The 22,367-nt window shown below is 60.3% G+C and carries 28 protein-coding genes; 18 read left to right on the top strand and 10 right to left on the bottom strand.

Translation table 11 applies throughout. From position 1 onward, the window contains the following. The first annotated feature begins 73 nt into the window (after positions 1 to 73). From rpmB to Syncc8109_RS05095, 7 genes are read left to right on the top strand one after another with little or no spacing between them, the layout of a single operon-like run. A complete protein-coding gene (gene rpmB, locus Syncc8109_RS05125; RefSeq protein WP_006850205.1) occupies positions 74 to 310 on the top strand; it encodes a 50S ribosomal protein L28 in 237 nt (78 codons plus the stop codon). Between the two features lie 12 nt (positions 311 to 322). Continuing rightward, positions 323 to 883: a peroxiredoxin gene (locus Syncc8109_RS05120; protein ID WP_025362254.1), complete on the top strand. Its 561-nt coding sequence runs from the start codon at positions 323 to 325 to the stop codon at positions 881 to 883. Between the two features lie 52 nt (positions 884 to 935). After that, positions 936 to 2,426 carry a glucosylglycerol-phosphate synthase gene (gene ggpS, locus Syncc8109_RS05115; protein ID WP_006850140.1) on the top strand — a complete coding sequence of 497 codons (1,491 nt, stop codon included), beginning with the start codon at positions 936 to 938 and terminating at the stop codon, positions 2,424 to 2,426. After that, entirely contained in the window at positions 2,423 to 3,688 is a 1,266-nt protein-coding gene (locus Syncc8109_RS05110; RefSeq protein WP_006851909.1) for an ABC transporter substrate-binding protein, read from the top strand. Before ggpS ends, Syncc8109_RS05110 begins: the two co-directional genes overlap by 4 nt. Next, on the top strand, positions 3,685 to 4,551 hold the full coding sequence (locus Syncc8109_RS05105; protein ID WP_006851278.1) for a carbohydrate ABC transporter permease: 867 nt from the start codon (positions 3,685 to 3,687) through the stop codon (positions 4,549 to 4,551). Before Syncc8109_RS05110 ends, Syncc8109_RS05105 begins: the two co-directional genes overlap by 4 nt. Positions 4,552 to 4,562: 11 nt before the next feature. Continuing rightward, complete coding sequence (locus tag Syncc8109_RS05100) at positions 4,563 to 5,378, top strand: carbohydrate ABC transporter permease (RefSeq protein WP_006851047.1); 816 nt, start codon at positions 4,563 to 4,565, stop codon at positions 5,376 to 5,378. After that, entirely contained in the window at positions 5,375 to 6,352 is a 978-nt protein-coding gene (locus Syncc8109_RS05095) for an ABC transporter ATP-binding protein (RefSeq protein ID WP_006849804.1), read from the top strand. The genes Syncc8109_RS05100 and Syncc8109_RS05095 overlap by 4 nt, the downstream gene beginning before the upstream one ends. Here the strand turns inward: Syncc8109_RS05095 and csaB are convergent. After that, on the bottom strand, positions 6,324 to 7,391 hold the full coding sequence (gene csaB, locus Syncc8109_RS05090) for a polysaccharide pyruvyl transferase CsaB (protein ID WP_006850459.1): 1,068 nt from the start codon (positions 7,389 to 7,391) through the stop codon (positions 6,324 to 6,326). The two genes, Syncc8109_RS05095 and csaB, sit on opposite strands and share 29 nt — an antisense overlap. A 54-nt stretch (positions 7,392 to 7,445) precedes the next feature. On the opposite strand from csaB, the gene Syncc8109_RS05085 reads away from it, so the two are divergent. From Syncc8109_RS05085 to psaK, 3 genes are all read left to right on the top strand, one after another. Next, positions 7,446 to 7,739 carry a DUF2499 domain-containing protein gene (locus tag Syncc8109_RS05085; RefSeq protein WP_025362253.1) on the top strand — a complete coding sequence of 98 codons (294 nt, stop codon included), beginning with the start codon at positions 7,446 to 7,448 and terminating at the stop codon, positions 7,737 to 7,739. Continuing rightward, entirely contained in the window at positions 7,736 to 8,023 is a 288-nt protein-coding gene (locus tag Syncc8109_RS05080) for a DUF3593 domain-containing protein (protein WP_006851370.1), read from the top strand. Before Syncc8109_RS05085 ends, Syncc8109_RS05080 begins: the two co-directional genes overlap by 4 nt. Positions 8,024 to 8,091: 68 nt before the next feature. Next, positions 8,092 to 8,349 (top strand): photosystem I reaction center subunit PsaK, encoded by a 258-nt coding sequence (psaK, locus tag Syncc8109_RS05075; protein ID WP_025362252.1) that lies wholly within the window; start codon positions 8,092 to 8,094, stop codon positions 8,347 to 8,349. A 50-nt stretch (positions 8,350 to 8,399) separates the two neighbouring features. Here the strand turns inward: psaK and Syncc8109_RS05070 are convergent, their stop codons facing one another. Both Syncc8109_RS05070 and dxs read right to left on the bottom strand, forming a co-directional pair. Further along, positions 8,400 to 9,587, bottom strand: a complete 1,188-nt coding sequence (locus tag Syncc8109_RS05070) for an NAD(P)/FAD-dependent oxidoreductase (protein WP_006849726.1) — start codon at positions 9,585 to 9,587, stop codon at positions 8,400 to 8,402. Between the two features lie 13 nt (positions 9,588 to 9,600). After that, positions 9,601 to 11,532 (bottom strand): 1-deoxy-D-xylulose-5-phosphate synthase, encoded by a 1,932-nt coding sequence (gene dxs, locus Syncc8109_RS05065; protein ID WP_006851787.1) that lies wholly within the window; start codon positions 11,530 to 11,532, stop codon positions 9,601 to 9,603. An 80-nt stretch (positions 11,533 to 11,612) separates the two neighbouring features. On the opposite strand from dxs, the gene ilvA reads away from it, so the two are divergent. Genes ilvA through Syncc8109_RS05050 form a run of 3 tightly spaced genes read left to right on the top strand, consistent with a single transcriptional unit; the run spans position 11,613 to position 14,006 of the window. Then, positions 11,613 to 13,142 (top strand): threonine ammonia-lyase, biosynthetic, encoded by a 1,530-nt coding sequence (ilvA, locus tag Syncc8109_RS05060; RefSeq protein WP_006851788.1) that lies wholly within the window; start codon positions 11,613 to 11,615, stop codon positions 13,140 to 13,142. Between the two features lie 39 nt (positions 13,143 to 13,181). Continuing rightward, the gene (gene scpB / locus Syncc8109_RS05055; RefSeq protein ID WP_006851028.1) at positions 13,182 to 13,679 is read left to right on the top strand and encodes an SMC-Scp complex subunit ScpB; all 498 of its coding nucleotides are present in this window, start codon (positions 13,182 to 13,184) and stop codon (positions 13,677 to 13,679) included. Positions 13,680 to 13,703: 24 nt separating this feature from the next. Next, on the top strand, positions 13,704 to 14,006 hold the full coding sequence (locus Syncc8109_RS05050) for a YggT family protein (protein WP_006849993.1): 303 nt from the start codon (positions 13,704 to 13,706) through the stop codon (positions 14,004 to 14,006). Here Syncc8109_RS05050 and Syncc8109_RS05045 read toward each other — a convergent pair whose 3' ends face one another. Both Syncc8109_RS05045 and Syncc8109_RS05040 read right to left on the bottom strand, forming a co-directional pair. Then, on the bottom strand, positions 14,007 to 14,480 hold the full coding sequence (locus tag Syncc8109_RS05045) for a hypothetical protein (RefSeq protein ID WP_025362251.1): 474 nt from the start codon (positions 14,478 to 14,480) through the stop codon (positions 14,007 to 14,009). It abuts the gene before it with no gap. Positions 14,481 to 14,487: 7 nt separating this feature from the next. Further along, positions 14,488 to 14,817, bottom strand: a complete 330-nt coding sequence (locus Syncc8109_RS05040; protein WP_006850816.1) for a nucleoside triphosphate pyrophosphohydrolase family protein — start codon at positions 14,815 to 14,817, stop codon at positions 14,488 to 14,490. 56 nt (positions 14,818 to 14,873) lie between these two features. On the opposite strand from Syncc8109_RS05040, the gene pyk reads away from it, so the two are divergent. Genes pyk through ftsH form a run of 3 tightly spaced genes read left to right on the top strand, consistent with a single transcriptional unit; the run spans position 14,874 to position 19,546 of the window. After that, positions 14,874 to 16,325, top strand: a complete 1,452-nt coding sequence (pyk, locus tag Syncc8109_RS05035; RefSeq protein ID WP_006849626.1) for a pyruvate kinase — start codon at positions 14,874 to 14,876, stop codon at positions 16,323 to 16,325. 13 nt (positions 16,326 to 16,338) lie between these two features. After that, the gene (locus Syncc8109_RS05030; RefSeq protein ID WP_006852098.1) at positions 16,339 to 17,568 is read left to right on the top strand and encodes an ABC transporter permease; all 1,230 of its coding nucleotides are present in this window, start codon (positions 16,339 to 16,341) and stop codon (positions 17,566 to 17,568) included. 58 nt (positions 17,569 to 17,626) lie between these two features. Next, entirely contained in the window at positions 17,627 to 19,546 is a 1,920-nt protein-coding gene (gene ftsH / locus Syncc8109_RS05025) for an ATP-dependent zinc metalloprotease FtsH (protein ID WP_006851343.1), read from the top strand. 50 nt (positions 19,547 to 19,596) lie between these two features. Here the strand turns inward: ftsH and Syncc8109_RS11700 are convergent, their stop codons facing one another. Together Syncc8109_RS11700 and clpP are read right to left on the bottom strand one after the other, a co-directional pair. Then, on the bottom strand, positions 19,597 to 19,752 hold the full coding sequence (locus tag Syncc8109_RS11700) for a DUF2256 domain-containing protein (protein ID WP_071823057.1): 156 nt from the start codon (positions 19,750 to 19,752) through the stop codon (positions 19,597 to 19,599). Continuing rightward, positions 19,749 to 20,342: an ATP-dependent Clp endopeptidase proteolytic subunit ClpP gene (gene clpP / locus Syncc8109_RS05020; RefSeq protein ID WP_025362250.1), complete on the bottom strand. Its 594-nt coding sequence runs from the start codon at positions 20,340 to 20,342 to the stop codon at positions 19,749 to 19,751. The genes Syncc8109_RS11700 and clpP overlap by 4 nt, the downstream gene beginning before the upstream one ends. 81 nt (positions 20,343 to 20,423) lie before the next feature. On the opposite strand from clpP, the gene psb29 reads away from it, so the two are divergent. Further along, complete coding sequence (gene psb29, locus Syncc8109_RS05015) at positions 20,424 to 21,071, top strand: photosystem II biogenesis protein Psp29 (protein ID WP_006852090.1); 648 nt, start codon at positions 20,424 to 20,426, stop codon at positions 21,069 to 21,071. On the opposite strand, the gene Syncc8109_RS12570 is transcribed toward psb29, so the two are convergent. Then, complete coding sequence (locus Syncc8109_RS12570; protein WP_025362249.1) at positions 21,053 to 21,436, bottom strand: hypothetical protein; 384 nt, start codon at positions 21,434 to 21,436, stop codon at positions 21,053 to 21,055. The genes psb29 and Syncc8109_RS12570 overlap by 19 nt on opposite strands. Before the next feature lie 158 nt (positions 21,437 to 21,594). After that, the gene (gene petN / locus Syncc8109_RS11695; protein ID WP_071823109.1) at positions 21,595 to 21,696 is read right to left on the bottom strand and encodes a cytochrome b6-f complex subunit PetN; all 102 of its coding nucleotides are present in this window, start codon (positions 21,694 to 21,696) and stop codon (positions 21,595 to 21,597) included. Between the two features lie 72 nt (positions 21,697 to 21,768). Between petN and clpS the strand changes: the two genes are divergently transcribed. Then, positions 21,769 to 22,065, top strand: a complete 297-nt coding sequence (clpS, locus tag Syncc8109_RS05005) for an ATP-dependent Clp protease adapter ClpS (RefSeq protein WP_006849606.1) — start codon at positions 21,769 to 21,771, stop codon at positions 22,063 to 22,065. Position 22,066: 1 nt separating this feature from the next. Here the strand turns inward: clpS and Syncc8109_RS05000 are convergent, their stop codons facing one another. Continuing rightward, the gene (locus tag Syncc8109_RS05000) at positions 22,067 to 22,294 is read right to left on the bottom strand and encodes a hypothetical protein (protein WP_025362248.1); all 228 of its coding nucleotides are present in this window, start codon (positions 22,292 to 22,294) and stop codon (positions 22,067 to 22,069) included. Positions 22,295 to 22,367 lie beyond the last annotated feature (73 nt).

Genomic DNA, 22,367 nt, shown 5'->3' with positions numbered 1-22,367 from the left:
AGACCTTTTGCTAAATTGGTAGTTTGGAACTGGTTCTCAGCTCCAAACAACCTCTCAGTAGAAGGACATCGTCATGTCACGGGTGTGTCAGCTCACCGGTACTCGCGCCAACAACGGCATGGCCGTGAGCCATTCCCACATCCGCACCAAGAAGCTGCAGCAGGCCAACCTGCAGCAGCGTCGCCTCTGGTGGGCGGAGGGCAACCGCTGGGTGAAGCTGCGTGTGACCACCCGCGCCCTCAAAACCATCCAGAAGAAAGGCCTGGGCGCCTATGCCAAGTCTTTGGGCATTAACCTGGCCAAGATTTGAGATTGTGAACGGGTGAATCGGCGGGAATTATTAGTCAAGTCCAGCCTTTTCTTTGCAGCTCTGACGCTCACACCTTCGCGGGCTTCGGCTCTCGGGGGTGTCGTTTTGGAAACGGGAACAGTAGTACCCGATTTTAATCTGCCCGGATCCAGCCAATCCGAACCCGATCGGAAGCAATGGAGCAGCCGTGATCTTCGAGGCCGGTGGCTCACGGTTTACTTCTATCCAAGGGATTTCACCGGCGGATGCACGATCGAAGCCCGGGGCTTCGAAAGCCTTCACAACGACTTCCTTCAGGCCGGAGCGGAAGTGATCGGCATCAGCGCCGACAGCGTTGACGACCATGAATCCTTCTGTGAGAGTGAAGGATTGAGCTTCCCCCTGCTGTCCGATCCCGACGGAACCGTGAGCAAGGCCTACGGGTCGTGGATGGCGCCGTACTCGCTACGCCACACCTTCCTGATCGATCCGGACGGAGTCCTGCGTGAACGCTGGGTAGCGGTTCGACCCAACGGTCACGCCCGGGAGGTGCTGGATTCGTTGGTGTCTTTTAAGACCAAAGCCGCCGTTTGACAAAAAAGGGCTTTTGCTGAAAGGTAGACCAAACGAAGCATTGTTCGAATAAATGGGTGCGGGTCAGAGTTCATTTGTAATCCTCTATCACCGCACGCCGTTCGACGAATCAAAAGACAAGAACGGTAAAAGAATATGGGTCGACCAGAAAAGCCCTAACGGAATTATTCCAACCCTTCGTAACCTCTTCCGTAGCTGCGAAAAGGGCACTTGGATTGCCTGGAGAAGGGTCGACGATCAGTCGAATGAGGGCACAGAACGGTTTGAGATGGATAACCCTTCGCCGTTCACTCTGTGCCGAATCCCCCTGGAAGATGAACAGATCTCCAGTTTTTATCACATCACATCCAAAGAATGCTTCTGGCCAATTCTTCATACGTTTCCAACCTATTTCAATGTCAACAACGCGAACTGGAAGATCTTTGAAGAGGTCAACAAGCTTTTCGCCATGGCGGCATGCGCCGAAGCCGCCGAAGGCGCAACCGTGTGGGTGCATGACTACAACCTTTGGTTAGCTCCCGGATACATCCGAGCCGAACGTCCAGACCTGAAGATTGCCTTTTTCCATCACACTCCTTTTCCGGGTAATGATGTTTTCGCCATCCTTCCTTGGCGTGAGCAAATTCTGGAAAGTTTGCTCTGTTGTGATGTTGTCGGCTTCCACATTCCCCGCTACACGGAGAACTTTGCTCGTGCCGCCACAACCCTGGTGGGCGCCAAACGAGGGCCCAAAGTCCTTGTGGACAAGAAATTTATTGAGGTTGGAACCGCCCTTTCGGAAGGCACGGTCACCAGTCACCTCGAGCACAATGGCCGCACGATTCAGTTACTCAGCTCTCCGGTGGGCACCTCACCCGATCTGATTCAGGAATTGTGCTGGAGCCCGTCGGTTGAAAGCCATGGCGAATTGATCGTTCAAGACACCAAAAAAGGCCGAAAACTGATCCTTTCTGCCAGTCGAGTGGATTACACCAAGGGCAACGAAGAGTTGCTGCTGGCTTTTGAACGGCTGTTGGAACGACGCAACGATCTGCACGGCCAGGTGGTGCTGATGCTGGCTTGTGTGGCCGCTGCCAGTGGGATGAAGATCTACGAAGACACCCAACGCTCCATCGAGGAAATGGCCGGGCGGATCAATGGCCGCTTCAGCCAGATCGATTGGGTCCCCATCCGCTTTTCCACCCGTCGGATCCCCTACGACGAAATGATTGCCTGGTTCTGCCATGCAGATGTCTGCTGGATCACACCGCTGAGGGATGGCCTGAATCTGGTGGCTAAGGAATACGCCGCTGCTCGACGCAACCGTGGCGGAGTTCTTGTGCTCTCGGAATTCACCGGAGCCTCGGTTGTGCTGGATGGTGCCGTGCTCACAAATCCCTATTCCAATCGCCGCATGGATGAGGCCATCGAATCGGCACTGGAAATGGATGAAGACGAGCAGCGCGACCGCATGAGCCGCATGACCGATGCCGTGGAGAGCTACACGGTGAGTGACTGGGCCGAGGAACAGATTTCTGGCCTGTCGCCCTCCACCCTGCAATGAAACTGCGCCGCTGGCTGTTAGGCGGTGCATTAGCGCTGATGATGGCCCTTGGTGTTCTGGTTGGATCAGCCTCCTCGCGCGAGGAGGTGGTGAGCATCCTCATGCCCTCGTCCTTCACCGATGCCAGTGCCGATCTGGTGAAAGCCTTCAACCGCGAGCATCGCGGCCGGATTCATCTCAAGTTGATTCGCGGTCCGTTGAACACGGAATCGATCTCAGACCTGGCAATCAGCAGTCTTCTGCTCGGTGATGCGCCGTTCGACGCGCTGTTGATGGATGTCACCTGGTTGCCGAAATATGCCGCCGCCGGCTGGCTGGAAGCCCTGGATCCCTGGTTTGATCAGGGCGCCCAGGAGCAACTGGTGCAAGGCGCACGGCTCGGCAATGACTACAACGGTCATCTCTACCGCTGGCCGCTGGTGGCCGATGTGGGACTGCTCTACTGGCGCACGGATCTGATGGATCAGCCACCAACAACTCCCGACGCGCTGGTGGAGGTTGCTGGACGCCTCGTTGAAAACCAAGCCGTTGCCAACGGGTTTGTCTGGCAGGGGCGTCAGTACGAAGGCCTAAGTTGCGACTTCCTGGAAGTGCTGCAGGGCTTCGGCGGTGACTGGATGGACACCAGCACCAACGCCATGGAACTCGATTCGCCTGAGGCAACGGCGGCAGCAGCCTGGTTGAACGATCTGATCAACAAAGGCGTCAGCCCTTACGCCGTGACCAATTACGCCGAGGCGGAGTCGCTCCAGGCCTTCAAGGCCGGTGATGCGGCTCTGATGCGCAACTGGCCATACGCCTGGGCTGAACTGCAGAAGGACGACAGCGCTGTAAAAGGCAACGTAGGCATCAGCCTGATGGTGGCACAACCGGGTGAACGTCCCGGAGCCACCCTCGGCAGCTGGGGGCTGAGCCTGATGCGCCAATCGCAGCACAAGGAAGCAGCGGTGGAAGCGATTCGCTACCTCACCAGCGAAGACGCCCAGCGGCAGCGCTTTCTCAACAACGGCTACACCCCTATCCAGGCGGATCTGTTCAACGACCCGGAGATGCTGAAGGCCTCTCCTGTGCTGCCGGATCTGCTGGTGGCCTTGAACAGTGCGTTGGTTCGTCCACCTACCCCGCTGTATGCCCAGCTGAGCGATGTGGTGCAGCGAGAACTCAACGGCTTGTTCACCGGTGCCGGGTCCGCCGATGAGGCCATGGCCACCAGTCAGCAGCGAAGCCAAACCCTGCTGCGTGCTGCGGGAGCCACGCCATGACGATGCTCCTGGCTGCTCCTGCGCTGCTCTTGATCGCGGTGGTGTTCGGCTGGCCGATGCTTCGCTACGCCTGGCTGAGCTTCCACGCATATTCCGTTCTCACCGGCCTTGAACCGGTGGCCAACGGCGGAGCCAACTGGTGGCGACTGGCGGCTGATCAGCGCTTCTGGGTAGATGCCGGACAAACCGCGCGCTTTGCCCTGATCTCGGTGGGTTTGGAGTTGCTTTTGGCCCTCGCCATTGCGCTGCTGCTGCATCAACGCTGGCGCGGCAGAGGAGCCGTTCGCGCCCTGACCCTGCTGCCCTGGGCCCTGCCGACAACGATGATGGCCCTGGGCTGGCGCTGGATCTTCAACACCCCCTACGGCCCGATCGAGGTGCTGGCACGAAGCCTTGGCCTCAACTCCCTGGATCTGTTGTCCACCCCATCGATCACCTGGCTGGTGACCGTGTTTGCCGATGTCTGGAAGACAACGCCCTTCATCACGCTGATTCTTCTGGCGGGACTCCAGAGCATTCCCGACGACCTCTACAGCGCCTTTCGCCTGGAAGGGGGAACGCCCCTTCAGGCGCTTCGCAGAGTCACCCTGCCGCTGTTACTCCCCTACATCCTGCTGAGCCTCCTATTCCGCCTGGCCCAGGCTTTCGGGGTGTTCGATCTGGTGCAGGTGCTCACCGGTGGTGGTCCTGCCGGCAGCACCGAAAGCATTGCCCTCTATGCCTACCTCAACGGCATGCGCTTCCTCGATTTCGGCTACAGCGCCACGGTGATGCTCGCGGGATTCCTACTGCTCACCGCGCTGATCCTTGCGGGCACGTTGCTGCTGAAGAGCTTCGGTTTGTTGAGGCCCCTGGACCGATGACGCATGGATTGATGACACGACGTTCGCTCTGGATAGCACTGCTGCTGGTCTGGTCCCTCGGTCCGATGCTGTGGCAGCTGCTGAGTTCCTTCACCACCGCAGATGCCCTGGTCAATCACCAACTGAGCTTCTGGAGCCGTTGGACGCTCAACAACTACCGGGATCTGCTCAGCACCAATCCGCCCTTCTGGCGGTACCTGTTCAACAGCAGCTTGGTGGCTTCACTCACGACACTGCTCACCTTGATGCTGGCCATCCCCGCGTCCTACGGGCTGGCGAAACTGCCTCAGCGGTTGAAAGGAATCCTCCGCACTGCCGTGGTGGGCGCCGCTCTGTTCCCTTATGTGCTGCTGTTTCTGGCGCTGCTCGAACTGGCCCGCACCTTTGCCCTGGGCAACAACCTGATCGCCATCGCTATTCCCTACAGCGCTCTGTCGATGCCTCTGGCCCTGCTGCTGCTCACGGCGGCATTTGAAGCCCTGCCCAAAGATCTCGAAGACGCAGCAAAGCTGGAGGGGCTGTCGTTGTGTCAGCGGCTGCGCTGGGTGCTGCTCCCCTTAATTGCACCGGCCTCCGCCAGCACAGCAATCCTGGTGTTCCTGTTCGCCTGGAACGAATTTCCCGTGGCGCTCACCTGGCTGAGCCGCAGCGATCTGCTCACTTTGCCGGTGGCGATGGCCCGAATTGCGGGATCATCCACCTATTCCGTCCCCTACGGCACCTACGCGGCAGCCACCGTGCTCGGTGCCATTCCTCTTCTGGTGCTGGTGCTGGTGTTTCAGCGCCAGATCGTCAGTGGACTCACCAACGGAGCAATCAAGGGATGACACTGCAACTTCGGGCCATCAACAAGCGCTTCGGCGAGCGACAGGTTCTCCACCAGCTCGACCTCGATGTTGCCAACGGCGAATGCGTCGCTCTGCTTGGGGCCAGCGGCTGTGGGAAAAGCACGGCCTTGCGTCTGATCGCCGGGCTCGATCACCCCGATAAAGGTTCGATTCTCATCAATGGTGCGGAGATGGTCGACGTGCCCTCTGAACGACGCCGGGTAGGGATGGTGTTTCAAAGCTATGCACTGTTCCCGCATTTAAATGTGTGGGATAACCTCGAACTGGGGCTGCGCATGCGGTGCGGCAGCGCCGCCGCCCGCGATGAACGGATCCGCGGAGTCCTAGAGGTGTTGCAGCTCAGCGGGCAAGCCCGGCAACGGCCCTCACAACTTTCTGGCGGCCAGCGCCAGCGCGTGGCCCTGGCCCGAGCCCTGTTGCGGGATCCCCTCGTGTACCTGCTGGATGAGCCGATGAGCAATCTCGATGCCCAGTTGCGTGAGGACCTGCGACCTCAACTGCGCCGTCTGATGATCGGCGGTGAACAGCCTGTGGTCTACGTCACCCATGACCAGCAGGAGGCGATGGCGCTGGCGGATCGCATCGCCGTGATGCGCGAGGGAAGGATTGAACAGATCGGAACACCCCGCGAGCTGTACCTGCAACCGGCCAGCACATACGTCGCCCAGTTCATCGGCCGCCCGCAGATGAATCTGCTGCCAGCAAAAGACGGAGTAATCACCGGCATCCGACCGGACGATCTAAGGCTCGATCCCGCAGGCTCACCCTGCACGATCCTCAGCCGTGAATGGTTCGGAGCCAACCAGATGCTGCTGGTGCGCTGCGATCGCAGCGACCTGCGGCTGGTCTGCCCCGGAGAAGCAGCGATCGAAGCTGAGCCACGCATCAGTTGGCCCAGCGCTTGTGAGCACCGTTTCGATGCCGTCAGCGGCCGTCGGCTGCCATCCGATTGAGAAGCTCGCTGTGCGCTGAGGCCTGACGTCGCAGGGCTTCGGTCTGATCAGGATCGGCTGGACGGTCCACTTCGGCCCGCCAAAGAGTCAGCAGATCATCCACAGAAGGAAGCGACCGCAAGGGGATACAGGGCACCGTGGCCATGGCCGCTGCAGCCTCCACCTTCGGGTCGTAGCTGAGGGCAGTCATGGGGCTGTTGGCCAGTCGGGCCAGGATCAGGGCATGCAACCGCATCGGCAGCACCAGGCGCGCCCGCTGCACTAGATCAGACACAACCTCCAGGGACTGGGGAACCAGGGTTGAGCTGCGCGCTTTCAATCGCGGCGGCAGCAGACCTTGATCACCCAGATGCTGCAACAGGGGTGCGTCCTGATGGTGATGGAAGGCCAGCCAGATCACCGGCGCATCCAATTCGGCACTGAGCCGATCCAAAGCCTCCGTCAAGCAACGCCAGCCCGCGTGATCCAACAAAGGTGTAGGACGCCAGCTGAGCACGATGGCGTCGCCACCAAGCCAAGGGCGCGCCGGCATCTGCCAGACCGGATCGGCGGCCAGCACCATCGGCAGCTTGGGCGCCCAACGCTGGGCCCAATCAAAGGAGCACTGATCCCTCCAACTCGCTGCCTTGCAGAGGGGCAACACCGTACGAACCAACAGGCGACTGATCCGACGCTGCAAGGGTCCAAGGCCCTGCCCCCAGAGAACCACCTCGGCGCCACCTAAACGGGCAACCGTCATCAGCAGCAAGTAATAGACGAGACTGCTGAAGCTGGTGCTGTCCTGCAGCAGGCTCCCGCCACCAAGCACCAGAACATCAGCTCTCAGGGCCGCACGAAGGCAAAGCCGCAAGGAACGGCGGTTCACCGTCTGCGCCACCGGAGCCAAAGCCAGAACGGGGACCGGATCTCGGGCAGTGATCAACAGCTGCTGCGGCTGGGGAAATGACGACACCAGCACCTGAAGCAGGGCATCGTCGCCGAGGTTGTGCTCTCCGTAGTAGCCGCAAAGCAGCAATACAGGCGCAGTGGGGCGGACCACGGACAGCAGCCTGTTCACTCCTGGCATTATCAACGGATTCTTAGGATTCAGGGCATGCACGCGTTGTCGCTCGGAACCTGGTGGATCCACGTCGCCTCCGTGGTGGAGTGGTGCGTGGCGATCGTGTTGATGCATCGGCGTGGCCTGCAGGGCATGGCCTGGGCCATGCTTCCCGCCCTCGTCAGTGCAATGGCCGCCTGCACCTGGCATCTGTTTGACAACAGCGAAGCGCTGCGGGGGCTGATCACCCTGCAGGCCCTGTTCACCGTGATCGGCAACTGCACCCTTGCCTTGGCGGCCTGGCAGCTCCAACGACTCCGGGTGGTGGACGGAGCAAGTGCTCCATGAACTTTGATCCCGCACCGCTGTTCGCGGCCTCGCTGATCCCCTATCTGCTGTTTCTCTACTGGCTCCGCAAAAGTGAAGCGCTTCCACTGATGGCGGAACGGGGCTTTCAGCTCACACTGCTGTTTGTGGCCGTCACGATTGGAGCCGCCATTGCCGCTCTGCGCTGCTGCTCAGCGGAACTGGTGGAGATTGACTGGTTGCACGGTGGGGCAGAAGCCTTTCTCACCCTCAGCAACACGGTTTTGGTGATCGGACTGTTGTTACCAACCCCCAAAAAAGGGTGAACAACTCTTAAGAGAGGCAGGCAAGGCGTCGCGATCACCGGAAGATGAGGTGTCGCTCATTGGCTCGAATGCTGACCCACTTTTTCGCGATCGCTCCCGCCTCCGTGTCCTGGTCTCCCAAGGTCGCCTTGGTGATGATCCTCTGCAATGTGGTTGCCATCATGGTCGGCAAGGCCACGATCAAGCACCCGAACGTTGGCGCTGCACTCCCCAACGCTTCCTTCTTCGGCGGCATGGGTCATGCAGCCCTGCTCGGCACCACCAGCCTCGGCCACATCATCGGCATCGGCGCCATCCAAGGCCTGGCCGCCCGCGGCGTGCTCTGAAGCACATGTCTTGAGGGAGGAGCCAGTCTCCTCCCTGAATCAACCCTGGCTCAGAGCAGATACGGCAGCAGGCGCAGGCCGTAACGCTCGAAGTTGTAGTTGAACAACATCTCTGAGAGATCACGAGCTTCAGCGTTCGCAGAAAGCCCATGGATCAGTCGTTCCAGACGTCGATCCGCCCTTGGATTGTCGATGCCCCACCAGGTGCGCCGTGCCAACCGGCCCGACACCAACCAGCGCCAACTCTGCTGGGCCTTGAGCTGCTCTTGGTAGCGAAGAGCCATGGCCTTGGAGTGCCCAGACATCCCTTCAGCGAGTAACAGATCGGCTAGTTGATCGGCGCTGTCCATCGCATGGCGGATCCCTTCTCCCCCAAGCAGATTGGCGGAACTGGCCGCATCCCCCACCGCCAGGAGCGCACCAGCCACCAAGGGTTCGGAGCGGGCGATGCTGCTGGACACAGGCCCGCCATGGCGATCCAGCACCGGGCAGGCGCTCAAGCCACAGCGTTGAATCAAGCCCTGAAGGGGTCCAGCCAGGCTGCCGGGAGTCGGACGATCCGCCGGTGGGAGGTGACAGACCCCCACCTTCAGCCGTTGCCCCTGCATGGGAAAGATCCAGCCGTATCCATGGGGGATCCAGGCGGTGCCCAGGAAGAAACTGATCCGATCCCGCCAGGCAGCCGCCTGACGGTCATCGGCCTGCAGCAACAACTCAACGCCGATGCCCTGCAGCAGAGGATCCTCGGGATTGGGGCTGAGGCCGGCCTGCCGCAGCAGATCTCGGCGTGCACCGGTGGCATCAATCAGCCAGCGCGCTGAGCGCAATGACGACCGCCCATCGCATGTTTGCAGCCGCACGCTGGCTTGATCGGCCGTGAGCGTGCTCAGCGCAGCCCGGCAGCCCTGGATCAACTCCACTCCATGTCGGCGCGCTTCCTCCCAGAGCCAGGACCGAAGCCGGCCGAAGTCGAGCACGACCCCCAAATCGCCGGACGACCACCACTGATGAACCAGACCCGAGGGATCGTGCAGCTGCCAGCCCTGCCAGGTGGCGGCAATGGCGTCATCCGGAAGACCTAAGCGACGAACAGCCTCCAGAGGCAGGGCACCACTGGAATAGGCATGGCGATGGGGATCCGGCAGGCGATCCACCAGGGTGACCTCAGCACCCGCCCGCGCCAATTGAATCGCCAGACGAGCACCGGACGGCCCAGCACCAACGATCAGAACCGACACCGATGCCTCTACGTCAGGCCTGCAGGGCCTTGATCGAAGCGGTGGCTGGCATATCACCAGAGGTGTTGCTGAAGCGCTCAAGGATGCGTTCAGCCATATGCGCAGGAGTCAGGCCGAGAGCTTCCTTGCTCTGCTGCGGCGTGGCGTGATCAACCAGCTGGTCGGGGATGCCGATGCGCAGCATCGACACGTTGATGTCCTGGTCGATCAACGACTCCAGGACCGCTGCGCCAAAACCGCCGGGTAGGGCCCCCTCTTCCATGGTGACCACGCGGGGGATGCGACGTGCCAGCGGATGGATCAGCGCCTGATCCAGGGGCCTCAGAAAGCGAGCATTGATCACGGTGGTGGAGAGACCGGCTTCCTCCAGAAGCGTTGCTGTGGCGAGGGCTGGAGCCACCATCGAGCCGTAGGCCAGGATCATCAGATCGTCGCCTTCCCGCAGCAATTCACCGCGGCCGATCGGCAGCGATTCCCAACCCTCTTCCATCAACGGCACGCCTTCCCCGGAGCCCCGCGGAATCCGCAGCGCCGTAGGGCCGTCGTGCTGCAGGCAGGTCACCAGCATGCGCTGGAGCTCAGCCTCATCCTTCGGTGCCATCACAGTGAAGTTGGGAATGGCCCGCATGTAGCTGATGTCGTACTGACCCTGGTGGGTCGGCCCGTCGGCTCCAACGATGCCGGCTCGATCGAGCACGAAGGTGACCGGCAGCTTCTGGATGCCTACGTCGTGGATCAACTGGTCGAAGGCGCGCTGAAGGAAGGTGCTGTAGATGGCAACGACAGGGCGCAACCCCTCGCAGGCCATGCCTGCCGCCAGGGTGACGGCATGTTGCTCAGCGATGCCAACGTCCACGTACTGATCCGGAACGGCCTTCTGAAGCAGATCGAGACCGGTACCGGTGGCCATAGCCGCGGTGATGCCGATCACCCGACTGTTCTGCTCACAGAGCTTGACCAGGGTCTGCCCAAACACCTTGCTGTAGCTGGGGGGCTTGGGTTTGGACGACGGAATCGCTTTGCCGGTGCCGAGATCAAAAGCCGATTGGGCGTGATAGCCAACCTGATCGGCCTCTGCATAGGGATAGCCCTTGCCCTTTTTGGTGACTACATGCACCAGCACAGGGCCACCCTCACGGTGGGCCGCCTGGAAGGTGCGCACCATTTCACCGATGTCGTGACCGTCGATAGGCCCCATGTAGGTGAAGCCCAGTTCCTCGAACACGGCACCCACCTTGGGAACCGCGAGGCGACGCATGCTGCCCTTTAGTCGGTTGAGTTCCGCAGGAATCTCACCACCCATGAAAGGCAGATGCCGAACACTTTCCTCAACACTCCCTGAGAGGAACTGCATCGGTGGGCTGAGCCGCGCACGGTTCAGCACGTTCGAGAGCGCACCCACCGGCGGAGAGATCGACATGTCGTTGTCGTTCAGCACCACCAGGAGCGGGGTGTTGGGGAGGTGTCCTGCGTGGTTGATGGCCTCAAGAGCCATGCCGCCTGTCAGGGCTCCATCACCAATGACGGCAACACATTTGAACGACTCTCCCCGGTTGTCCCGCGCCATGGCCATACCCAGCGCCGCTGAGATGGAGGTGCTGGCGTGGCCCGCTCCGAAATGGTCGAAGTTGCTCTCTGTGCGCTTGAGGTAACCCGCCACCCCGTGCTGCTGACGCAGGGAATCGAAATCGTTGAACCGGCCGGTGATCAATTTGTGGGGGTAGGCCTGATGGCCCACATCCCAAATCACACGGTCATGGTCGAGATCCAACGTCTGATAGAGCGCCAGAGTCAGCTCCACAACCCCCAGGCCAGGCCCAAGGTGACCACCGCTGGTGGACACCACCTGCAGATGCCGCTCACGAATCTGCCGAGCTACGTCCTCAAGTTGAGCCGGGCTGAGTCCGTGCAGTTCATTCGGATGCTTCAGATCTCCGAGATGCATGCACTGCCAACTCCAATACATGCAATCTACGGGAACCAACCCGGATCCTGTCTGGATCGAATCCTTGGAAGAATGGTGAGATGACCGACTACCTGCAGCGGATCCTGCGTGCCCGCGTTTACGACGTGGCACGGGAAACCCCTTTGGATCCCGCCCCCAATCTGAGCCGCCGGCTGAACAACACGGTCTCGCTGAAGCGTGAGGATCTCCAGCCGGTGTTCTCGTTCAAGCTGCGCGGCGCCTACAACCGCATGGCGCAGCTCAGCAGAGACGAGCTCAAGCGCGGTGTGATTGCCTCCAGTGCCGGTAACCATGCCCAGGGCGTCGCCCTGAGTGCCCAGAAGCTTGGCTGTCGGGCCGTGATAGTGATGCCAAGCACCACACCCGAGGTGAAAGTGCGCGCCGTGCGGGCCCTGGGTGGTGACGTGGTCCTCCATGGCGAGACCTACGACGAGTGCTCCGCGGAAGCACAGCGACGCTGCAAGGCCGAGGGGCTCACCTTCATTCACCCCTTCGACGATCCGGAAGTGATCGCAGGCCAAGGAACGATCGGAATGGAGATCATGCGCCAGGCCGAGCAGCCACCCAACGCGATCTATGTGGCCGTGGGCGGTGGTGGCCTGATCGCGGGCATCGCTGCTTACGTCAAACGTCTGTGGCCGGAAACGGAGGTGATCGGCGTGGAGCCGGTGGATGCCGATGCCCTGAGCCGCTCCCTCCAGCAAGGGCAGCGGGTGGAACTGGAACAGGTGGGGCTGTTTGCCGATGGCGTCGCCGTGAGAAAGGTGGGGGAACACACCTTTGCGCTGGCCCAGCAGTTCGTCGATCGCATGGTGCGGGTCGACACCGATGCCATCTGTGCCGCGATCAAGGACGTCTTTGAAGACACCCGTTCAATCCTGGAGCCCGCCGGTGCCCTGGCGGTTGCTGGGCTCAAACAGGACGTGGCCGAGCGCCAGCTGGCGGGGCGCAATCTGGTGGCGGTGGCCTGCGGGGCCAACATGAATTTCGACCGGCTGCGTTTCATCGCCGAACGGGCTGAGCTCGGGGAAGAGCGCGAGGCAATGCTGGCCGTGGAGATTCCCGAATCACCCGGCAGCCTGAGGCGGCTTTGCGAACTGCTACGGGAGCGCAGCCTCACGGAATTCAGTTACCGCATGACTGATGGAGCCTCGGCGCAGATCTTCATCGGTGTGCAGGTGAGCGATGAAAACGACCGTGCCTTACTGCTGGGCCAACTGGAGCGTGGGGGCTTCCCCTGCCTCGATCTCAGCGAAAACGAATTTGCCAAGGTCCACCTGCGCCACATGGTGGGGGGCCGTCTGCCGGCTTCAGCCCGCACGGCCTGTGCCGGGGAATGCAAAGAGCTGCTGTATCGCTTCGAATTTCCCGAACGCCCGGGTGCCTTGATGAGTTTCGTGGATGCTCTCCATCCCGGCTGGAGCATCAGCATCTTCCACTACAGAAACCACGGTGCTGACGTGGGGCGCATCGTTGTTGGCGTACTGGTGCCGGAACAGGAGATGCAGGGCTGGACCGAATTCCTCAATGCCCTGGGCTATCGCCACTGGGATGAAACAAACAACCCGGCCTATGGCCTGTTCCTCTGAGTTTCAGGGCGGTAGCTTGAGTGCTCTCGAGGGGTTGTGATGACGTCTCCATCCCTGCCCACCCGGCTCGAGGCGATTCTTTATCTCAAGGGTCGGCCCGTCAGCATCGGCGAACTGGCCGAACTGGCCGACTCCGACCGCCGAACCGTTGAAGAAGCCCTCGTCGCCCTGACGGCCTCCTACGCCCAGCGGGACAGTGCCCTGGAGATCGTTGAACAGAGCGGTCGCTACGGACTGCAGCTCCGGCCGGGCATGGGCGATCTGGTCAAAGACCTGCTGCCGGTAAATCTCTCCACGGCAACTCTGCGAACCCTCGCCACCATTGCCCTGAAGAAACGCATTCTTCAATCGGATCTTGTGGATCTGCGGGGCTCGGGGGCCTACGACCACATCAAGGAGCTTCTGGCGCAGGAATTCATCGAACGGCGTCGTCAGAGCGAGGGGCGGTCCTACTGGCTAACCCTCACCGAGAAATTTCACCGCACCTTCTCCGTGCTTCCTGATCTTGGGGCAACCGATTTGACGGAAGCTGCATAAAGTCGGAGCAGAACAGCCCCCGTCATGGAATCTCTCCCAGTCACCCTGCTGCAGGTGCTTTACGCGACGGTTGATATTTATTCGTTCGTTCTCATCGTTCGGGTCCTTCTGAGCTGGTTTCCCAACCTCGACTGGAGCAATCCGGTACTGAGCAGCGTTGGAGCCATCACGGATCCCTATTTGAACGCCTTTAGAGGGCTAATCCCTCCTTTGGGAGGCATTGACCTCTCAGCTCTGCTGGCGTTTTTCGCCCTATCAGCAATGAAATGGGCACTGCAGGGATCCATCGGCACTGTCAATGACTACTTCGGCGGATCAACCTGGTGATCACTGCTGGTTAATACCCCGTTCCAACGGCAGCAGGTCATCGTCGTCAGCATCAACGCGGCTTCGGACTGGAGCATTGAATCCACGGGCACGGGGATTTTTGATCACAAACGGCCCTGGGGTTCCGGCGGGCACTGAGATCCGCAGAGCGAACGGGGAGAGACCGGGGTTCACATCCCCGATCGACCCCACCCGGGTTCTGTTTGGAAGAACCGGTTCACCACTGGCATCCAGGATCCGTGCATACACATCGGTGTCGATGACGCTGTTCTTGCTGCGGTTCTCAACGTCTCCAGTCAACACATAACAGCTGGCACCAACAGGGCGGCTCAATTCAGGTTGATTGCCAGCATCCAGCTCTCCGCAGGGATCAAGGCGGACCTCACTGAGTTGCAGTTCAGCGGCATCGCAGGGGAGCGCTAGCCCCAGCAGTAGGGGCAGGCTGCACAGCATGGAAACAAGTCGACGGAGCATCAGGAAATCAACGTTGGTCACCACTGCCTCCGATGCGCCCACGGGCAGCCCGGCTCGACAGTTTCTGCAGGTTGGCGTCAGCCACCTCGTTCAGGTCATAACCCAGTTCGCTGGCCAGCTGAGCCACGTACCAGAGCACATCTCCCAGCTCCAACTTGATCGCTTCGCGGGTGTCGGCATCGAACACACCGCCGCGGTCGCGAATCACCTTTTTCACCTTGTCGGCCACCTCGCCGGCTTCACCGGTCAAACCGAGGGTCGGATAGATGGGATTACGGCCCACATCCGGGTAGGCAGCCGTCTTTCGGGCGGCGTCCTGATAGGAATTCATCTCCATGGGGCCGGTTGGGAAACGCCCGGATGGTAGTTTCCGCAAGGATTTTCAGCCGCGATATGGGCCAGTTCGACCTGAACCGACGGACCAAGATCGTGGCCACCATCGGCCCTGCCACGGAGAGTCCGGAGCGGATCAAGGAGCTGGTCAAGGCTGGTGCCACCACTTTCAGGCTGAACTTTTCCCACGGGGACCACAGCGAACACGCCGCACGCATCGCCACAATTCGTCAGGTGTCTGAGGAATTGGGGCAGACCATCGGCATCCTTCAAGACCTCCAGGGCCCGAAGATCCGGCTCGGGCGTTTTGCTGAGGGTCCAATCACCCTGGCCAACGGCGATCCCTTCACACTCACCTCAAGGCCGGTGAGCTGCGACAAGACGATCGCAACGGTGACGTACAACAAGCTGGCGGACGAAGTCACCGCAGGAAGCCGGATCCTGCTCGACGACGGCCGCGTTGAGATGAAGGTCGATACCGTCGACAAAGCGCAGCAGACCTTGCATTGCACCGTCACCGTGGGCGGTGTTCTCTCCAACAACAAGGGCGTCAACTTCCCAGACGTTCAGTTGTCCGTTCGCGCCCTCACGGACAAGGACAAGACCGACTTAGCCTTCGGCCTCAGCCAGGGGGTGGACTGGGTGGCCCTCAGCTTCGTGCGCAATCCCTCCGACATGGAGGAAATTCGCGGACTGATCCGCGAACATGGCCATGAGACCCCTGTGGTGGCGAAGATCGAAAAGTTTGAGGCCATCGATCAGATCGATTCGATCCTGCCGCTCTGTGACGGCGTAATGGTGGCCCGCGGTGACCTAGGCGTGGAGATGCCGGCAGAAGAAGTGCCGTTGCTGCAGAAGGAATTGATCCGCAAGGCCAACAGCCTGGGCATCCCGATCATCACGGCCACACAGATGCTGGATTCCATGGCCTCCAGCCCCCGGCCAACCCGAGCTGAAGTCAGCGACGTGGCCAACGCCATCTTGGATGGCACCGACGCCGTGATGCTTTCCAACGAGACCGCGGTGGGGGATTTTCCCGTGGAAGCCGTTCAGACCATGGCCACCATTGCCCGACGGATCGAGAAGGACTATCCCCAACGCTCGATCGATAGCCACCTGCCCAGCACCATTCCCAACGCGTTGAGCGGTGCGGTCAGCACCATTGCCAGCCAGCTCAATGCCTCCGCGATTCTTCCCCTCACCCGAAGTGGGGCCACAGCTCGCAACGTCAGCAAGTTCCGGCCTGCGGCACCGATCCTTGCCATCACACCTGATCGCACGGTCGCCTGTCGTCTTCAGCTGGTGTGGGGCGTGACACCGCTGGTGATTCCCCAGGGCGAACGCACCACGCAGACCTTCCAGGCGGCCATGGTCAAAGCCAAAGAGCTCGATCTGCTGAAGGAGGGTGATCTCGTGGTTCAGTCCGCAGGCACCCATACCGGCGTTTCCGGATCCACAGATCTGGTGAAGGTAAGCATCGTCGGCAACGAAGCTGAGGCCACACTGATCTGAGCTACGCCACACCATGACCCGGCGCATGCCAGCAACGGAAACGGTGAGGATGGCCCTGTCCACCCTGCGCAGCAACAGGCTGCGCAGCCTGCTCACGATGGTGGGCATCGTTATCGGCAACGCCTCGGTGATCACCCTGGTGGGGGTTGGACGGGGAGCGCAATTGCTGGCTGAAGGCCAGTTGAACAACCTCGGCGCCAATGTGCTGTTTGTGGTTCCGGGCAACACAAACGCCAGACGCCAGGGGGTCACACGACCGAAAACGCTCGTCCTGGAAGATGCCAAAGCCATCGCCACCCAGGTTCCCAGCGTCAAACGCGTCGCGCCCCTGATCAACACCAATCAGGTGGTGCAGGCGGGCGCCCGCAGTTCAACGGGTGCGGTCTTCGGAGCGACATCGGAGTTCCTTCCGGTGCGCAGCTTCGAAGTGGCCAAGGGCCGTTTCATCAACGCCGAGGACGTCGCCGGGGCGAAAGCCATCGCCGTGCTCGGCTCTGATCTCCGCACCAAGTTGTTTCCCACTGGCTCAGCGATTGGCCAGCAGTTGCGCATCGGCAATCAAAGCTTTGAGGTAGTGGGTGTGATGGCCCCCAAGGGTGCCGTGTTCGGCAGCAACCAGGATGAAAACACTTACATCCCAATCACCACGATGGTGAACCGGATCACCGGTCGGGATCCCATTTACGGCATCAGCCTGAACTCCATCAGTGTTGAAGCCATAGATGAACAGAGCATCAGCGCAGCCAGCTTTCAGATCAACAACCTGCTGAGACAACGGCACCGGATTCTCCGAGATGACGATTTCGTGGTGCGGTCGCAGAAGGACGCTCTCACCATCGTGAGCACCATCACCGGAGGACTCACCCTGATGCTCGGGGCCATCGGTGGGATCTCCCTGCTGGTGGGAGGCATCGGGATCATGAACATCATGTTGGTGTCCGTCAGCGAACGCACCGAGGAGATCGGTCTGCGCAAAGCCCTTGGGGCCCGCAGCAGTGATGTTCTGCAGCAATTTCTGGTGGAATCCCTAGTGCTTGCCAGCCTGGGCGGCGCCATCGGCACGCTGGCGGGTCTTGGAACCGTAAGCCTCGTGGCAGCGGTCACGCCCCTGCCAGCGACCATCGGCGCAACGATGGTGGTGGTCACCGTTGGACTCTCAGGATCCATAGGGCTGTTCTTCGGTGTCGTTCCAGCCCGACGAGCCGCAAAGCTCGACCCGATTGTTGCCCTGAGAAGCCTTTGATCAAGGCCTCAGAAATCTGGCTAACTCCTTTACACTAGTTAACGAATTTTTTCAGCTCATGAATCAGCGCTGGCGCCTTCTTGCCCTCTGGCTGTTGCCAATCGGCGTCGTGTTGCTGATCGGCTGGCAGGTGGTGAGCAACGGAGGTATCAATGGCCTCAGCCAGGACAGCAATGGCACCACCGTCGCTCCTCGCAATGCTGCGGTTGCACGGATGAGCTACGGCCGCTTCCTCGATTACGTCGAAGCCGGTCGCGTCACAGCCGTTGATATCTACGACGGTGGCCGCAACGCCGTGATCGAAGCCGTCGATCCCGACCTCGACAACCGGGTCCAGCGCCTGCGCGTTGATCTTCCTGGTCTGGCCCCTGAGCTGATCAATACGCTGAAGACCGAAGGCATCAGCTTTGACATTCATCCCCCACGCACAGCACCACCGGCGCTGGGAGTTCTGGGCAATCTGGCGTTCCCGCTGCTGCTGATCGGTGCCCTGATCTTCCTGGCCCGCCGCAACAGCAACATGCCTGGCGGCCCTGGCCAGGCAATGCAGTTTGGCAAAAGCAAGGCCCGCTTCATGATGGAAGCGGAGACCGGCGTCATGTTCGATGACGTGGCTGGCGTCACCGAGGCCAAGCAGGAACTGCAGGAAGTGGTCACCTTCCTGAAGCAGCCCGAGCGTTTCACCTCCGTGGGTGCTCAGATTCCCCGCGGCCTTCTGCTGGTCGGCCCTCCCGGCACTGGCAAAACACTTCTGGCCAAGGCCATTGCCGGAGAAGCTGGCGTTCCCTTCTTCTCCCTCTCCGGTTCGGAGTTCGTTGAGATGTTCGTTGGCGTGGGTGCCAGCCGCGTCCGCGATCTGTTCAAGAAGGCCAAGGAGAACAGCCCTTGTTTGATCTTCATCGACGAAATTGACGCCGTTGGCCGTCAGCGCGGTGCCGGCATTGGTGGAGGTAACGACGAGCGCGAACAGACCTTGAACCAGCTCCTGACTGAGATGGATGGTTTTGAAGGCAACAGCGGCATCATCATCATCGCGGCCACCAACCGCCCCGACGTTCTGGACTCAGCTCTGATGCGTCCCGGCCGTTTTGACCGTCAGGTCACCGTGGACGCCCCAGACATCAAGGGTCGCCTCGCCATCCTTGATGTGCACTGCCGCAACAAGAAGCTCGAAGAGGAGCTGTCCCTCGAAAGCATCGCCCGCCGCACCCCTGGCTTCACTGGTGCTGACCTGGCCAACCTCATGAACGAGGCGGCCATTCTCACCGCCCGCCGCCGCAAGGAAGCCATCGGTTTGAGCGAGATCGACGACGCTGTCGATCGGATCATCGCCGGCATGGAGGGTCGTCCCCTCACCGACGGTCGCAGCAAGCGTCTGATCGCTTACCACGAGGTGGGCCATGCCCTGATCGGAACCCTGGTCAAAGACCACGACCCTGTTCAGAAGGTCACTTTGGTTCCTCGTGGTCAGGCCCAGGGCCTGACCTGGTTCTCCCCGGATGAAGAGCAAACACTCGTGACCCGTGCCCAGCTCAAGGCACGCATCATGGGAGCCCTGGGTGGTCGCGCCGCAGAGGACGTGGTGTTTGGTCATCAGGAAGTCACCACCGGAGCCGGTGGCGACATCCAGCAGGTGGCTTCGATGGCCCGCAACATGGTCACTCGACTCGGCATGAGTGATCTCGGCCCTGTGGCCCTCGAAGGCGGCAGTCAGGAAGTGTTCCTGGGTCGCGACTTGATGTCCCGCAGTGATGTGTCGGAATCGATCTCCCAACAGATCGATGTTCAAGTGCGCAACATGGTGAAGCGCTGTTATGACGAAACCGTTGAGATCGTGGCCGCCAACCGGGAAGCCATGGATCGCCTGGTGGAAATGCTGATCGAGAAGGAAACCATGGATGGTGATGAGTTCAAGGCCGTTGTGGGTGAATTCACCACTGTTCCTGAGAAAGACCGCACTGTCGTCACCCTGGACTGATTTTTGGTCCAGCAGCACAAAGCCCCCGTTTATTCAGACGGGGGCTTTTTTTATGGATTGGATTTATTCTTGCGTCGTCGGCAACGTTCCGAGCAATAAACAACTTCGTCCCAGCAATTTCTCCAGGCTTTGCGCCACTCAAAGGGACGATCGCAGACTGGACAGATCTTGCTGGGACGGTTGTTTTTAAAACTTGACTTCTTCAAGCAACGGCCTGAACTGGACGCTTGTCGATCACCGAGTCAATCAAGCCGTAGTTCACCGCTTCTGTGGGTGACATGAAGAAGTCACGGTCGGTGTCCTGCTGGATCCGATCAAGGGGTTGCCCAGTGCGATCGGAGAGCTCCTTGTTGAGGCGTTCCTTCAGGAAGAGGATTTCATCCGCCTGAATGCGGATGTCACTGGCTTGGCCCTGGGCACCACCCAAGGGCTGGTGAATCATGATCCGGGAGTGCTGCAGGCTGCTGCGCTTGCCCTTGGTGCCAGCACATAGCAGGAAAGCTCCCATGCTTGCGGCCAAGCCAACACAAACTGTGTGCACATCCGGTTTGATGTGCTGCATCGTGTCGAAGATGCCGAGGCCGTCGTAAACCGAACCACCGGGCGAGTTGATGTAGAGGTAGATATCTTTCTCAGGGTCCTCAGCTTCGAGAAACAACATCTGCGCCACGATCCGGTTGGCGGAGTCACTGGTGACAGCCTCACCAAGGAAGATGATTCGCTCGCGCAGAAGCCGGGAATAAATGTCAAAGGCCCTTTCTCCCCGGCCAGACTCCTCAATCACAATGGGGATCATCTGAGCATCAGCAGGGTCGCGCAATCCTAACGGCGATGTCTGCGGCGCTAGGGTTCCAGCCATTCATTCCTGGACTGCACGTTGGCCGCAAGTCAGACCATCGCCGACAGCAAACGAGCGTTTCATCAGGCCTTTCCCCACGTCATTGCGCCGCTGTACCGCCGCCTTGCTGATGAGCTGCTGGTGGAACTGCATCTGCTGAGCCATCAAAGTCGATTTGAAGCCAACGGACTGTTCAGCGTTGGGCTCTGCACGGTGTTCGACACCTTCACCAAGGGGTATCGGCCAGAAGCGCAGACCGACGCACTGTTCAGTGCCCTGTGCAGCAGCAATGGCTTCGACGCAGCGAAGCTGCGCAAGACCAACGCTTCGCTGGTTGACCAGGCCAAGGGAAAGGATCACGAGACCCTCAAAAGCTGGCTGTCATCCCACAGCCTCAAAGAGGGCAGCCACTACTCGCGTTTGATGGCCGTTGGACTGATGAGCCTGCTCAAGGCGGCTACAGCGGATGCCACCGGTTCGGACACCGAAACCATTGTCAAACAGAGCAAGGAACTTGCTGAAGGCCTCGGTTTACCCACCGATCGCGTCGAGAAGGATCTGACGCTGTTTGGCTCCAACAGTGAACGAATGGATCAGGCCGTTGAGTTGGTGGAAGAGACCATCGCTGCCGAGAAGCGCAAGAAGGAACGTCGTTTGGAAGAGCAGGCTCAACGCATGTCCAACTGAAGACGAAGCCATCCGGGCTGTTGTTGCTTTGGCAGTGCTGTCATCTCAAGCTCCTTTTGAGGTGCCTTGCCAAGCACCCGCGGCCAGCCCGGTCCGAGCCACCCCAACCGAGCCAGTTGATCCGATCGTGCTCGAAGGCGAAGACGCTGCTGCCAGAGCTTTGGTACCGGTGCAACAGGGTCCGCCTCAAAACTATGAACCAACCGTGCCCTCCGACTCATCTCAAAAAGCTCTGCTGTTCCACGGGGATTCAGTGAAGACGTCTGCAGGCTGGAGGTGCTCAGCAGAAGGGCGGGCAAAAAAGTAAAACCACGGAAGAAGGGCTGTGCAGGGGTGGTGTGCAAATTGGCGTCGGATGGACGCAATCAGGAGGACGACTTGGTTGAACCTTGACGGCGTCGACGGTCTCTCCATTCGATAGTTGAGAGATAGATCACGGCAACGCTTACGAAGACAAGAAGCACAGCTGCCGTGACCGCCAGGGTCTGGCTGAGGAGGGGTGCGTCTTGAAGCACAGATTCGATCAGAAGTTCAGGGTGCCGTCACCATTGCGTCCCCAGACGACCATGGCGATGGAGAAACTGAAAATGGCGGCCAAGGACGCCCAACCCAGAGTGAACAACATGCGCTTGACCACTTCACTGTCGGGATCCTACCTAGGGTTCAGCACCTTTACGTCCGCCCGAAGGCATCTGTCATGACCAGCTCCAGCCCCGGTTCATCAGCAGTGCTGGAGCGTCAGGGAACAACCCAGCGTTACCCCCAGGCTCGCGTGATCGTTCTGGACGACGATGTGAACACCTTCCAGCACGTGGTGGATTGCCTGCGCAAGATCATTCCGGGCATGAGTGAGGACAACGCCTGGAACCTCGCCAACAGGATTGATGGGCATGGTGCGGCTGAAGTTTGGTGCGGCCCCCTGGAGCAGGCCGAGCTTTACCACCAGCAGCTTCAGTCCGAAGGCTTAACGATGGCCCCTCTGGAACGCTGCTGAGTCAGGTCGCCGGCTTGCGGCTGGCTTTGGTGAGGCGCAGCAGATCAGCCACCTGCAGACGCTGCAGCTGCTCGTCCATCACGAAACGCACCACACGGCCAGGGCACAAGGCCAGGCCCCGAACCTCCGTTCCGTGCACCTCAGCGGTGAGCATGCGGGCTTGAGGGCCGCATGCATCCTGAAGCGGTCCGCTGATCACGTGGCGGAGAGCGTCAACTGATTTCAGCATCACAGCCCCGGAGCGCTCTCTCTGGCATAGCCAAAGTGGCTAACTTTCACCAGTTCTCGGGTTTTCGTTCAGC

Source organism: Synechococcus sp. WH 8109 (assembly GCF_000161795.2).
Classification (GTDB): domain Bacteria; phylum Cyanobacteriota; class Cyanobacteriia; order PCC-6307; family Cyanobiaceae; genus Parasynechococcus.
The sequence above is the reverse complement of the archived record's forward strand: the minus strand, read 5'-3'. Positions and strand labels throughout refer to the sequence as shown.